At 43.7% G+C, this 12,656-nt stretch carries 14 protein-coding genes; all 14 read right to left on the minus strand.

Annotated features, from left to right (window positions below; all coding sequences use genetic code 11):
• Positions 1–37: 37 nt before the first annotated feature.
• Positions 38–904, minus strand: coding sequence for a dTDP-4-dehydrorhamnose reductase (rfbD, locus tag QFZ81_RS29195; protein ID WP_307605603.1), 867 nt, complete (start codon positions 902–904; stop codon positions 38–40).
• A 26-nt stretch (positions 905–930) separates the two neighbouring features.
• Positions 931–1,845 carry a glycosyltransferase family 2 protein gene (locus QFZ81_RS29200; RefSeq protein WP_307438887.1) on the minus strand — a complete coding sequence of 305 codons (915 nt, stop codon included), beginning with the start codon at positions 1,843–1,845 and terminating at the stop codon, positions 931–933.
• A gap of 16 nt (positions 1,846–1,861) precedes the next feature.
• Entirely contained in the window at positions 1,862–3,040 is a 1,179-nt protein-coding gene (gene rffA, locus QFZ81_RS29205) for a dTDP-4-amino-4,6-dideoxygalactose transaminase (RefSeq protein WP_307605604.1), read from the minus strand.
• Between the two features lie 52 nt (positions 3,041–3,092).
• Positions 3,093–4,079: a dTDP-glucose 4,6-dehydratase gene (gene rfbB / locus QFZ81_RS29210; RefSeq protein WP_307438883.1), complete on the minus strand. Its 987-nt coding sequence runs from the start codon at positions 4,077–4,079 to the stop codon at positions 3,093–3,095.
• A 19-nt stretch (positions 4,080–4,098) separates the two neighbouring features.
• A complete protein-coding gene (rfbC, locus tag QFZ81_RS29215; protein WP_307438882.1) occupies positions 4,099–4,647 on the minus strand; it encodes a dTDP-4-dehydrorhamnose 3,5-epimerase in 549 nt (182 codons plus the stop codon).
• Between the two features lie 15 nt (positions 4,648–4,662).
• A complete protein-coding gene (locus QFZ81_RS29220; RefSeq protein ID WP_307438880.1) occupies positions 4,663–5,415 on the minus strand; it encodes a sugar phosphate nucleotidyltransferase in 753 nt (250 codons plus the stop codon).
• Positions 5,416–5,440: 25 nt separating this feature from the next.
• Complete coding sequence (locus tag QFZ81_RS29225) at positions 5,441–6,340, minus strand: glycosyltransferase (RefSeq protein WP_307438878.1); 900 nt, start codon at positions 6,338–6,340, stop codon at positions 5,441–5,443.
• Complete coding sequence (locus QFZ81_RS29230; protein ID WP_307607070.1) at positions 6,337–7,134, minus strand: WecB/TagA/CpsF family glycosyltransferase; 798 nt, start codon at positions 7,132–7,134, stop codon at positions 6,337–6,339. The genes QFZ81_RS29225 and QFZ81_RS29230 overlap by 4 nt, the downstream gene beginning before the upstream one ends.
• Positions 7,134–8,474: an O-antigen ligase family protein gene (locus QFZ81_RS29235; RefSeq protein WP_307605605.1), complete on the minus strand. Its 1,341-nt coding sequence runs from the start codon at positions 8,472–8,474 to the stop codon at positions 7,134–7,136. Before QFZ81_RS29235 ends, QFZ81_RS29230 begins: the two co-directional genes overlap by 1 nt.
• Before the next feature lie 4 nt (positions 8,475–8,478).
• Positions 8,479–9,387 carry a glycosyltransferase gene (locus tag QFZ81_RS29240; protein WP_307605606.1) on the minus strand — a complete coding sequence of 303 codons (909 nt, stop codon included), beginning with the start codon at positions 9,385–9,387 and terminating at the stop codon, positions 8,479–8,481.
• Positions 9,388–9,412: 25 nt separating this feature from the next.
• Complete coding sequence (locus QFZ81_RS29245; RefSeq protein ID WP_307449371.1) at positions 9,413–10,057, minus strand: sugar transferase; 645 nt, start codon at positions 10,055–10,057, stop codon at positions 9,413–9,415.
• Between the two features lie 258 nt (positions 10,058–10,315).
• On the minus strand, positions 10,316–10,999 hold the full coding sequence (locus tag QFZ81_RS29250) for a YveK family protein (protein WP_307438872.1): 684 nt from the start codon (positions 10,997–10,999) through the stop codon (positions 10,316–10,318).
• A 221-nt stretch (positions 11,000–11,220) separates the two neighbouring features.
• The gene (locus tag QFZ81_RS29255; protein ID WP_307605607.1) at positions 11,221–11,922 is read right to left on the minus strand and encodes a CpsD/CapB family tyrosine-protein kinase; all 702 of its coding nucleotides are present in this window, start codon (positions 11,920–11,922) and stop codon (positions 11,221–11,223) included.
• Positions 11,903–12,649, minus strand: coding sequence for a YveK family protein (locus QFZ81_RS29260; RefSeq protein WP_307438869.1), 747 nt, complete (start codon positions 12,647–12,649; stop codon positions 11,903–11,905). The genes QFZ81_RS29255 and QFZ81_RS29260 overlap by 20 nt, the downstream gene beginning before the upstream one ends.
• Between the last annotated feature and the right edge of the window lie 7 nt (positions 12,650–12,656).

A 12,656-nucleotide genomic window follows, 5' to 3' on the forward strand; every position in this document is an offset into this window, starting at 1 on the left:
TCGATACGATTTGTATCATTCGTTGTGTGGCTAGCCCTTATCCTTCGTTAACGTCATCCTGCTCTTGATAATGCTGCAAGAAATGAGCGAGTGAATCTTGCCAGTTACCTAGCAAATCCCATCCGAACTCCCTTGCTTTCTGACTGTCCAATACCGAATAAGAAGGTCGCTGTGCCCTACCAATGGCAACTTCCGTGACACAAGGTAGAACCATAACATGTTCCAGCTGTCGGCATTTAACAATCGCCTTTGCGAATTCAAACCACGAGCAAGCACCTTGATTGGCCGCGTGATAATAGCCGTACTTCTTTGTGCCCACCAGCTTGAAAAGAAACCTCGCTAACTCTAACGCAGAGGTAGGTGAGCCAATCTGATCCTCAACAACATGGAACTGCTTTTGTTTCCGAGACTGCTTGAGGAGCTTCTTTACAAAGTTATCTCCATACCGCCCATACACCCAAGAAGTTCTAACAACGAAATACTTGTCGCACAAAGTGGAAACGTACATCTCACCAGCTAGCTTTGATTTGCCATAAACACCTAGTGGAGACGGTGTGTCTTCTTCCACATAAGGCTCCTCCTTCTTGCCATCAAACACATAATCCGTGCTAATGTAAACGAGTTTGGCACTTAACTGCTGAGCTGCGATAGCAACATTCCTAGTGCCGAGTGCATTTATCTCGTAAGCGCGTTCCTGCTCTTGCTCCGCCTGGTCTACTGCCGTATAGGCCGCGCAATGAATAATGACATCTGGCTGAATTTTAGCTACGATCTCATTAACCTGAGCTGAATTCGTCACATTCATAGCATCCCGACTAAAGGAATGCACATCATAATGCGGTTGAAAGAGATCCACGACTTCCGAACCAACCTGCCCATTCCCTCCTGTTATGAGTACGCGCATAGCGTCACCTTTCTCACTCACCTACACTAGAAAGCACTTTTGCAGTATTTAAATGTTAGGTAGAAGGAGTAATAATATAGTCTTGGATGAATGAGGAAGCGCGGATTCAACTGCAAGGCTCTGAGTAAGGCCGATCTTCCCGAACTCCAATCTCCGTTATACTTGGCTGCTTTGTAAGAATAGAATAAATATCTATACCCCTTTAGTACTTTATGATTTCCAATACCGGCCATGGAATGTTCCACGATTTTCAGTTCGCTTCGCAGGATTTTTTCGAGATACTTGAAGCTATTGTTAGCATGAATCCGGTAGTTGACGAGGAATTCATTCAGATAGAGGATATTCCCTTCCTTCAACAGTCGTATCCATAATTCCCAGTCTTCCGCTACGGCACCTCCGTCATCTCCAGCTAATTCAGCATCGAAGCCGCCGGACAGAACAAGTTTATTCTTATCTAGCAACACTTGAGAAGGGGTGAAAATTTGATTGTTGACACACATTTCCTTCAGGTCAACCTTTGTCCGCTTAGACTTGTAAATTTTCTTTATCTTGTTGCCATCATCATCAATGAGATAGCCGTTGGCGACAACGCCGATACAATTCGATTGCTGAATGACGTTAACTGTCCGGGACAAGAAGGTTGGTTCTATGACATCATCTTGATCAAGAAACAAGACGTATTTCCCTTTTGCTAAAGCTAGACCCTTGTTTCTTGCATAGGCTACTCCGAGGTTGGTTTGTTCCAAAACCGTCAATTCACTGGAGATGCTCTTTACAATTTCCGACGAACTATCTGTAGATCCATCGTTAATGATAATAATTTCAACTGGCTTATAATCTTGCGCGAGAATACTGCGCACCGTTGTTTCAATAAATTTCTGTCCATTATAGATAGGTACAATAACAGAAACCAGATCAGCTTCTATCGCTGTTTGCTCCATGCTGAATCTCCTTCCTTTACCCTGTGATTCTGTCCTCCATCACCATAAGTGACTTCTCCGTTTGGCGGTCGAAGAAAACATCCAGCTGTTCAACAACATATCTGATCTTCACTTCTTCTAATCCGTAATACAGTGGTAAGCGAAGCAGCCGCATACTCTCCTGTGTCGTGAAGCGATCAGAACCAGTCATAGTGCCCGTTTGTAGTCCCAATAATGAGCTATGAAGAGGTCCGTAATGGGAAGAACTCGTAATACCATTTTTCATTAGAAAAGTATGTAAGCTTAATCGGGTCTCTAAATCCTGCACCTTAATATAAAACATGTGGGCATTATGCTCGCATTCGTCCGGAACCGTCGGAAGTTCGATGTATTTAGCCGAGGTTAAAGGCTGAAGTAAGTTATAATAAAGATTCCAGCTGCGCTGACGGTCTTCATTAATAGGTACAGCCATTTCAAGTTGACTATAAAGGATCGCTGCATTGAATTCGCTTGGTAAGTAAGAGGAGCCCACGTCTACCCAGGAATATTTATCAATTTCTCCTCGGAAATATCGGGAACGATTCGTTCCTTTCTCGCGGACAATTTCCGCCCGTTCCTTAAACCGTTCATCATTGATTAGAATAGCTCCGCCTTCACCGCACGAATAATTTTTCGTCTCGTGGAAGCTGAAGCAGCCCAGATGACCGATTGTGCCAAGCGCTCTTCCTTTATAAGTGCTCATCACACCTTGTGCAGCGTCCTCAACCACAAGAAGATTATATTGGTTCGCAATACGCATAATGGTATCCATCTCACACGCCACCCCGCCATAATGAACAGGAACGATAACCTTTGTTCTTTCTGTGATCGCCTGCTCAATGAGCGTTTCATCGATATTCATCGTATCAGGCCTAATATCCACATACACGATACGAGCTCCGCGAAGTACAAAAGCATTAGCGGTAGATACGAATGTATAGGACGGCATAATAACTTCGTCGCCACCCTTGAGATCCGATAAGATCGCACACATTTCCAAAGAATGCGTACAGGAGGTCGTCAATAAGACTTTATCGCAAGCAAAATGTGTCTCAAACCAATTGTTGCATTTTTTGGTATACTGTCCATCACCTGAATGATGAAAACTCTCCACAACCTGCTGGAGATGCTTCTCGATTTCCCCTACCGCAGGAGGTCTATTGAAAGGTATTTTCATATTTAGCCAACTTCCTCACAATGAGTAATTAATAATTGTCTGCTCCACTCCACTAGATACTACTGTATGCTCTGGCCTTTACATCTTGCCACCACTGCGGGTTCTCCAAGTACCATACGATGGTATCTTTGATCCCTTGCTGGAAGCTGATCTGAGGTACCCATCCCAGTTCCCGTCTGATCTTGCTCGCATCAATCGCGTAGCGTCTGTCATGTCCAAGGCGGTCCTGCACGAATTGGACTAGCGAATTACTTTTTCCGAGCGCCTCTAGGATGAGCTCGACGATTTCGATATTGGGGTGTTCATTATTTCCCCCAATGTTATAAACCTCTCCTGCTTCACCTTGATGAAGAACAAGATCAATAGCCGCTGCATGATCCGAAACATGCAGCCAATCTCTTACATTAAGACCGTCTCCGTAAACAGGAAGCTTTTTATCTTCTAAAGCATTCGTAATCATGAGCGGGATTAGCTTTTCAGGGTAATGAAAAGGTCCATAATTGTTAGAGCATCTCGTAATATTTGTATGAAGGCCATACGTCTCGTGGTACGCTTGAACTAGTAGATCAGCGCTTGCTTTACTTGCCGAGTAAGGGCTGTTTGGTGCAATAGGCGTCTGTTCAGTGAAAAGTCCTGTTTCTTCTAATGATCCATAAACCTCATCGGTCGAAATCTGAACAAACCGCTTCACTTTGAGTTCTTTGGCCACATCCAGCAGTACCTGTGTTCCCAAGACATTCGTTAGTGTGAATACTTCCGGATCCATAATGCTGCGATCCACATGGGACTCAGCAGCAAAATTCACAATAGCATCCACGTTATACATTTCTACGATGTTCGCTACAAGCTCTCTATTGCCAATGTTTCCCCGAATAAATGTGTAATTCAGACTGTTCTCGACTTCTTTTAAATTGTCTAAATTTCCGGCATAAGTAAGCTTATCTAGATTGACAATAAAGTAATCACTATACTTACTCAGCATATACCTTATGAAATTACTGCCGATAAAACCCGCTCCGCCCGTTACCAATATGTTCATGTTCCACCCCTACTATTTTCTAAAAGAAGTTGTTTTCTGCGTCGGCCAACCATGGATGTTTCGCGTCCTTCTCGGACAAAATTGGACTTAAGCAAGGCCAACTTATACCGAGTGTCGGATCATTCCAAGCGATACCCCGATCATGCTCATAGGAGTAGTATTCGTCTACCTTATACAAGACTTCCGTATCCGGTACCATCGTGCAAAAGCCATGGGCAAACCCTTTTGGTACAAGGAGTTGCTTCCGGTTCGTTGCACTGAGTGTAACCCCTACCCATTGACCGAAGGTCGGCGAATGCTTTCGTATGTCAACGGCTACATCGTAAACGGCCCCTGAGATTACCCGTACAAGCTTCGTCTGCGCTTTTTCCTGCAGCTGATAGTGCAGCCCTCTTATGATTTCGGGCCTCACGGATAAAGAATGATTATCCTGTACGAAATCGAAATTTAAACCATGCTCGGCGAACTTCTTCCTATTGAAGCTTTCCATAAAGAATCCACGGTGATCTTCCGCCACATTGGGCTCAATAATAAACAGACCACTTAATTTGGTTTTGCTCACCTTCATTGCTGTATCCCCTCACTATTTCACCAGCACTAGTTTTCTGCCAAAATTAGGGTCAAACGTGCTATCCTTCAAGAGCTCATTTGCCTTCACCAGCGAGTCATGCGTCCCGGCATCTGTCCACCAGCCACCTAGCAAATCATAGGTAAGTTGACCACGCTCCATGTAAGCATTATTAATGTCGGTAATTTCCAGTTCCCCCCGTGCAGAAGGCTTGAGTGTTTTAATGATACTAAATACGGTCTCATCAAACATGTATATGCCGGTTACCGCATAACTGCTTTTCGCCTTTTTCGGTTTCTCCTCGATACCGACAATCTTTCCATCACGCATTTCGGCAACTCCGAAGCGTTCTGGGTCTACGACCTCATGCAGTAATATCTTGGCACCGCGTTCCTGTTTAACAAAGTTATCCACAAAGGACCCGATATGATCGGAGAAAATATTATCCCCCAATATAACCACCGATGAATCATCCCGCGCAAAGCCTTCCGCCAAGCCCAGTGCCTGTGCAATACCTCCGGCTTCATCCTGTACTTTGTAGGTCAATGTAACACCAAACTCTACTCCGCTTCCAAGTAGGTTAACGACGTCCCCCATGTGCTCACGCCCTGTCACGATCAGGATGTCGCGAATATCCGCTTCTCTCAATTTATAAATCGCATGATAAATCATTGGATACTTTCCTACCGGCAGCAAATGTTTATTCGTTACCTTCGTAAGCGGATATAAACGGGACCCTGTTCCGCCAGCCAAAATAATTCCCTTCATTGCACAACCACCTCATCCATGATTATTATTCTGAAACCTTTAGTACACGAAATCCTTTTAAATAAATATAGAAGAAGCAATAGTAGTAACGTGGATTAAAGAGAAGCTTCGAATTTAGCTTTAAGGCTTGAGCGAGCGACTCCCTGCTTGTCGTCAAATCGTGACTGCTTTGTGCCATACGGTAAGAGAAGTTCATATGCCGGTAGCTTTTAATCGCCTTCGCAAAAGAGACATCTCCGATGGTTTGCTCAATCACGTTCAGCTCACTCGTTAGCATACGAGGCAAATTCTTCGAATTATTGCTGTCATGCAGTCGGTAAGACATCAAACACTCGTCGAGGAAGACCATGCTGCCGCCGGCTTGTAGAATGCGTATACTCAGATCCCAATCATCGGCGATACCCGCTCTTTTGGAATCATAACCACCTAACTCAGCTATTCTCTGGCGATTGAAAAGCACCTGAGATGTCGCATAGAGCTGATTTCGGTAGCACAGGTCCTTAAATTTAAGCGTCGGTTTGTTGAAACGATACATCCCTCTAATTTTATTGCTACCCGAATCGATCAAATTTCCATTGACCGCGACTGCCCAGCTTTGACTACTCACAATTTCATTAACCGTCTTACTTAGGAAGGTTGGCTCCAGCACGTCGTCTTGGTCAAGCAGCAAAACATACTCGCCTTTGCCCATCATAATGCCTCGGTTTCGTGTATTGGAGGCTCCCATATTTTCCTGTTCGATGATCGTTAGCCGATCCTCATATTTCCGTAAAATATCCGCGGTACCATCTTTGGTTCCATCAATAAAGCACAGCAGTTCAAAGTTTTGATAGTCCTGATTTAAAACGCTGAGCACCGTTTCTTCGATGTACTTCTCACCGTTATAAATTGGTATAGCAATAGATACAAGACCCTTATTACTCATTCCATTTCTCCACCTTTACTTAAGTTTTGATTGCGTTTGTCTGCCCGACTTGTTGCCCTTAATTCTCTTAGCAGCAGCCTCAAATAAATGAGGTCATCGACTAGATATCTTCGCCATAGCCGCCTCGGTTCTTGACATAAACGCCAAAACCATTCAAGACCTATTCGCTGGAAAATTCGCGGTGCACGCTTAATATTGCCGGACAAGAAATCGAAGGATGCCCCTACGCCGATGGAAACCGGAACGTTATACTGCTTGTAATAGCTGTAGATCCATTTCTCTTGTTTCGGTGCGCCGACCCCGACAAACACAATATCCGGTTTCGTTTCCTGCATCATTTGCACAATTCGTGCATTTTCCTCATCGTTATTCTCAAATCCATAGGTCGGAGAGTAGCAACCCACAACGTTGATGCGCGGAAACTTCTTTTTGAGATTGCTGGCCGCCAGTTCGGCGATTCCCTCTGCTGCTCCGAGGAAGAATAAGCGATATTGTTTCTGTTGAAATTGGTTCCCCAGATAATGAAGCACATCAGAACCGGACAGCTTCTGTTTGAGTCGCTTCCCTAAAATTTTGGAAGCCCAGATGATTGGCATTCCATCAGCAACGACAACATCGGCTTGCGCATAAACCTCTTGAAAATGAAGGTCCTTCTGGAGTTTCACCAGGTGGTCTACATTGCAGGTGACAATGTATGTGCTCCTTCGTTCGGATATGACGGTATCCATAAATTGCAGCAGATCATCAAAATCAAAATTATCAAATTGAATTCCGAATAATTGAATTTTCGCCATCATATCACTTCTTTTTTGGCAAATTTTGAAAGACTTACCGTGTGCAACGCACCCAAATACCAACAAAATGGCAACGTAAATTGCAGGGTCGACAGGGTATTATCAGAAAATGAATACACAAGAAAACCAATGATAAAGCCGATATAATAGGGCTTAATTCCTACATCTAGTACCCGGTACACCCTATAAAAAATCATGAACAGCGATAGAAATAGGATGACAGCGCCAATGATCCCCGTATCAAAATAAAAGCGTATATACTCGTTATGGGGAACGACGAATCCTGCGTAAATACTGCCGTCGTTTGCCACAATGGATGACCCCAAGCCTCTACCGAACCAAGGTGAATTCTCCACCCCTTTAAGGAAGAAATCCCAGGCCTCCGAGCGTCCCGATAGATCAATTCCAGTTTCGTCGGTACGTTCGAAGGAACGCTTCTTCACATTAGCCCACATCAAGATACTGGAGATAACTGTAAGCACCAAGAACCCGCCCAGCGGAATAATGCGTATGAGCTTTCCATTGAAATACTCCTTAATCTGGTCGTATAAGTAATACAGAAGGAGCGCAGTGGATGCAATTAAAGGCCCCCTAGTACCAGTTGAAAGCAAAATGGCAAAATTCAGAAGAACCATGACGTAAAAGAACATTGCGTGCTTTGGGTTCCGCTTGACCTCGATCAAAGCAATCAAAACGCCGAGATAGGCCAGCATGGCCAAATGCGGTGGAATACTTGCCCCCTGCATCCGAAAGGCTCCTGTGAACTCAACCAGATAAAGAGGTTGAATGCCGGCGAAGTGGAGGAAAACACCGATGATCATACTTATTAATGGGATGAAACAAATCACCCGAATGTGCCGTTCGGCTGCAATCGGCTTCCATCTGACCAGCAGGAACACGAATGGTATGGCCAAACCGATGAATGCTTTAATCGGCGCGCTTCTGGTTAAATTCATATGCCAGTCAGAGCCGAAGTACGTGATCACAACCAAAAGCAGCAAGGCAATGATTGGATAGGTGAATTTCAGCTTTATCCCGTAATAGATAATGCTCGGCATGATCAAAAGTACAATGACGAACTTGTAGAACGAGAGAATATCAAGTCCGCCTAAGCTAAGATGAATGAAGAATTGAATCGAGGATGCCGTTGAAAGGATGATCAAGCTGCTGATTCTATCCGGATGAGTAAACGATAAAATTACTAAGATCGCTCCGAAAACACCAATCACGACGAGTATGGGTTGGTATAGCACAGCAATACCGAGTACTAAGCCTATGAGAATAAGCACGGGAAGAAGCGCGTATGTCATCCCATTGTTCAGCACCAGTTTTCTATCCATAAAATTAACCCTCACTTTTAGTCGTTAGCGTTACGAATGTGCCCCTGATACTCTCCTGGCGGCAGCGGTTTAGCAGTTTATCGCCTTCACTCCACGAAACCAAGGAACTCATCCAGTTATACACCAGCTTTACGCAAGTAATTGCGATCAGTTTGGCCTTCTCGGCAAACGTCTTACTTGTGTATGAATACGACACGCCTTGATAGTAATAGCGTTTGGTAATCCACTCTTTCTTCAATCGTTCCTTCGGGATAAAGTGGAAGACGGCCATGGAGGGCACGTAATAAACCTGCCATTTTTCCTTCTTGAATTGACCGAAGAGCCAAGACTCTTCACCTGAAATAAGGGATGCTCCTTTGCGTCCCAGCTCCTCTGGGAATAAGTACTTATCAAACACAGATTTCCTAAACGCCATATTGGCTCCGAATGGATACAGCTTAGGTGGATAAAGCATCATTTCATTCCCCAAATCAACAATCGTGTAAGGCAGCTCGAAAGGTTTAATTAACCAGTCCGGACGTTCCGATTCGAAATTCGGACGAATAATACCGCCAATGGCATAGGCTTCTGAGTACGTGTGAAACGTTTGAAGAATGCTTGTAACCCAACCCTTTACAGGTATCGCATCGTCGTCCAAGAACGCGATGATTTCACTGCGGCTGGCCTTCACTCCCGTGTTTCTAGCCACCGATAAACCTTGTTTTTGCTCCAAAATGTATCGGAAACTCGATGCGTCTTTCCTATTTTTAATAAAAGAATGAACAATCTGCTGGGTGTTGTCCGTTGAGTTATTGTCCACCACGATGACCTCAGCAAGATGAATATCGTCTAGATCCAGTAAGGAATGCAATGTTTTCTCCAGCAATGGCGCTCGCGAGTATGTACAAATGACAATTGATAATTTTTTTCCCATTCACGCCTCTTCTTTCTTTAAAAGTCTAAAATGCATGTTTGGAACCAAACAGCATCCATACCGTTTTGAAGATAATTTTCACATCAAACCAAATACTTCTTTCACGGATATACTGGATATCCAGCTCTACCATTTCATGAAATCCTAAGCTGCTTCTTCCGCTCACTTGCCAAATCCCTGTGCAGCCAGGGGTAACGAGGAGGCGCTGCTTATCATATGCAGAGTATTGTTCAACTTCATATGGCAAAGGCGGCCGTGGCCCTACTAGGCTCATCTCCCCTTTTAGAACGTTCCAAAGCTGAGGCAGCTCATCTATACTTGTGCTTCGTATTACTTTACCGATAATCGTAATCCTCGGATCGTCTTTCATTTTAAACATAGCACCGCTCACTTCATTCTTATGCATGAGCTCTGGCAGCAGCTGCTCCGCATTCGTAATCATCGAACGGAACTTATACATAGTGAACAGCTTCTCATTCTTGCCTATGCGTATCTGTTTAAAAAATATAGACCCTTTCGGATCCTCCAGCTTGATAATGACACTGACTAGAATGAACAAAGGTAGCAAGAACAGAATACCTAGCAGTGATAAACTAATGTCACAAGCCCGCTTTACAAACAAATAATACGCAACCTCAAAGCCATGCTTCACACGAACGTGCGGGAACATTCGTCTTGCATCTGAATATATTTCCGCTTCATTTCGTTGATTTCCTAAGCTCATGCAAGGTCCCCCTATATTCGATGAGATAACATACATAGTTGGGCATTTAACCCTCCCTCACATCATACCATCGACGATGAACGTCTAAGGCTCAAAAGCCCACAGTATGACCGAGTGCCTACTAGGATAAAGGTGTAGTAGACTTCACCTGAAGGTATACCTGAGCAATTCAGGTAACCCTATTTCATTTACTGCATGTTCCTTTTATTGACGGTAATCTTTACTTCTAATGGTGTCTGTTACGGCTAGTAGAGGTACGCCGAGAAGGCGCTCGATTTGGTCCTTCTTCATTCGACCGTAAAAATAATGACATCCGAATATGAGGGTGACTCCGGTCAAGAAGGAAATGACAAAACTGAGGAGTACTTGCAAGGCTAGCGGTAAAGTGATCGGTTTCGCTTGCTCTTGTGCATTTGCCTTATACACAAACGTCACATTGTCAACCTTCATAATGGAGACGATATTTTTCTGAAAAACATCAGCAACGGCATTTGCTATACTAGCTGCTCTGTTATAAGACTTATCCTTGACGGATAAGGAGATGAACTGCATCTGATTAGCGGATTTAACCTTCAACTTCTTGCTGACTTGGGCCGCCGTTAACTCCCATTGTGGATTTCTCTGAACAACTTCGTTCAGAATGGGGGGCGAAGTCAAAATCTCTTTGTATGTTGTTATCAGCTTATTATTCGTGCTTATCGCATCCCACGTTAGCTGCTTCTGCTGGTCAGAAGCATTGTTGCGCAGCATTAGCATCACGTGCGCTTCATAATCAGGTTGAAATTTAAAGTGACCATACACGGTAGTAGCCGTACAGCTAACAGCTACGATAATGACAACCATCCATAAATTGCTCCTGATAATGGCGAAGTAATCGTGCAGTTTCATGGCCAACCCCTTCTCTACCCCCAATCGGATATTTGATACATTTAGTATCATAATCCACTTCTTTAATTTATGATACATTTAGTATCATGTCAATAGCCCATCATGCAAATTCGTGAAAAAATATACATTTTGTTTCAAACATACAAATGACAGAACAAATCATGGCAAATACACCGAAACGTATACGTTTCAGACGTTGAACGTGGACAGGTTAAATCTCTCTATTTAGCTAATTGTCTTCTTTTTCCCTTCGTGTAGTAATAGTCATAGTCTTTCCTTACCGATTTTTCATTGTTCAAAACAGCACCAATAATGCGTGCTTGAATTTTCTCCAGGATAGCCTTTGCTTCCAGCGCCACTTCTTGCTTCAAGCTACCCGCATTAACAACGAGCAGTGTTCCGTCACAAAGGGTAGCAAGTGTATGGGTATCCGTCACTCCAAATACCGAAGGAGAATCAATGATAATTACATCGTAAAGCTCTTCAAGCTGCCTTAAGGTCGTTTCCATCTGTTTTGAGGCTAACATATCTGATGGGTTCCCCTCGCTTGTACCTGAGGTGATCACGCTTAAACGAGGAATATGGGTGTCACGAATAACTTCGCTCAGCTCATAGTCTCCATTAAGTATATTTGACAAGCCGACGCGGTTTGATAAGTTAAATATGAGATGAAAAGTTGGCTTGCGCAGATCCCCTTCTACTAACAAAACTTTCTTATCCGCATTGGCATAAGCCGTAGCCAAATTAACAGCTGTAATCGTCTTACCTTCCTTAGGGAGAGCCGATGTGACTACAATTGATTTGACTCCTTGACCTATTGTGGAATACGCGATATTGTTTCGGAGTGTGCGGTACTTCTCAGCAATGTGAGACATCGGGCTTAAGTGTGTGAATAAGTAGGTTTTAATGGATAGCTTTGACATACGTGTGCTCCCCTTCCTTTCTTTCTGTTGTTAACGAAACTTGTTTGAGATCCTTGCTCTTGATTCGCGAGATGACAGCTAACGCTGGAATACTCAGCACTTTCTCTATATCTGCTTCCGTTTGAATTCGATCATCTAGAAGCTCAAGTAAAAAGGCAATCCCAATGGAGCATATGAGAGATACCACGAAGCTAGCTGCAACTATGATACTTAAGCTCATCTGTTTTGAGACCGGAGTCTTGTTGAGAGGCGCCTCGTATAGAATACTAATATTGTCCACACTCATAATTTTGCGTATTTCGGTTTGGGAAACTTTGGCTACAGCGTTAACGATACTGGCTGCACGATCATAAGAGCGGTCATCAATAGTAATGCTCATGACCTGCGAATTATTAGCAGAACTTACTTCCACGCGATCAATCAATTCTTTTGCGGTCATTCGAAGAGCGGGATAATCTTGGGCTACCTTCTCCATAATGGCTGGCGTCTTAATAATTTCCTTATAGGAGCCCATCAGCATAATATTGGCCGTAACAGCTGCCATATCCAGCCCTTGTTCACCTTCCTGATTATTAATCTTGTTAACAATTAACTTGGTACTAGCCTCATACTCTGGCTTAATGAGTATTTTTCCCAACAGGCCTGCTCCTGCACTAACGATCAAAACGAAAAAAATAATAAAAATAAGCCTTTTCTGCAAGATTCGTAAAATATCAATTAATTCCATAACTTAC

The organism is Paenibacillus sp. V4I9, from assembly GCF_030817295.1.
In the GTDB taxonomy this organism is placed as follows: Bacteria; Bacillota; Bacilli; order Paenibacillales; family NBRC-103111; genus Paenibacillus_E.

Bases quoted from the DNA above. Each gene is read 5' to 3' on its own strand.
- QFZ81_RS29260 (WP_307438869.1), bottom strand. From the start codon at position 12,649: ATGGAATTAATTGATATTTTACGAATCTTGCAGAAAAGGCTTATTTTT.
- rffA (WP_307605604.1), bottom strand. From the start codon at position 3,040: ATGAAAATACCTTTCAATAGACCTCCTGCGGTAGGGGAAATCGAGAAG.
- QFZ81_RS29245 (WP_307449371.1), bottom strand. From the start codon at position 10,057: ATGTTCCCGCACGTTCGTGTGAAGCATGGCTTTGAGGTTGCGTATTAT.
- QFZ81_RS29240 (WP_307605606.1), bottom strand. From the start codon at position 9,387: ATGGGAAAAAAATTATCAATTGTCATTTGTACATACTCGCGAGCGCCA.
- rfbB (WP_307438883.1), bottom strand. From the start codon at position 4,079: ATGAACATATTGGTAACGGGCGGAGCGGGTTTTATCGGCAGTAATTTC.
- QFZ81_RS29235 (WP_307605605.1), bottom strand. From the start codon at position 8,474: ATGGATAGAAAACTGGTGCTGAACAATGGGATGACATACGCGCTTCTT.
- QFZ81_RS29225 (WP_307438878.1), bottom strand. From the start codon at position 6,340: ATGAGTAATAAGGGTCTTGTATCTATTGCTATACCAATTTATAACGGT.
- QFZ81_RS29230 (WP_307607070.1), bottom strand. From the start codon at position 7,134: ATGGCGAAAATTCAATTATTCGGAATTCAATTTGATAATTTTGATTTT.
- QFZ81_RS29220 (WP_307438880.1), bottom strand. From the start codon at position 5,415: ATGAAGGGAATTATTTTGGCTGGCGGAACAGGGTCCCGTTTATATCCG.
- rfbD (WP_307605603.1), bottom strand. From the start codon at position 904: ATGCGCGTACTCATAACAGGAGGGAATGGGCAGGTTGGTTCGGAAGTC.
- QFZ81_RS29200 (WP_307438887.1), bottom strand. From the start codon at position 1,845: ATGGAGCAAACAGCGATAGAAGCTGATCTGGTTTCTGTTATTGTACCT.
- QFZ81_RS29255 (WP_307605607.1), bottom strand. From the start codon at position 11,922: ATGTCAAAGCTATCCATTAAAACCTACTTATTCACACACTTAAGCCCG.
- rfbC (WP_307438882.1), bottom strand. From the start codon at position 4,647: ATGAAGGTGAGCAAAACCAAATTAAGTGGTCTGTTTATTATTGAGCCC.
- QFZ81_RS29250 (WP_307438872.1), bottom strand. From the start codon at position 10,999: ATGAAACTGCACGATTACTTCGCCATTATCAGGAGCAATTTATGGATG.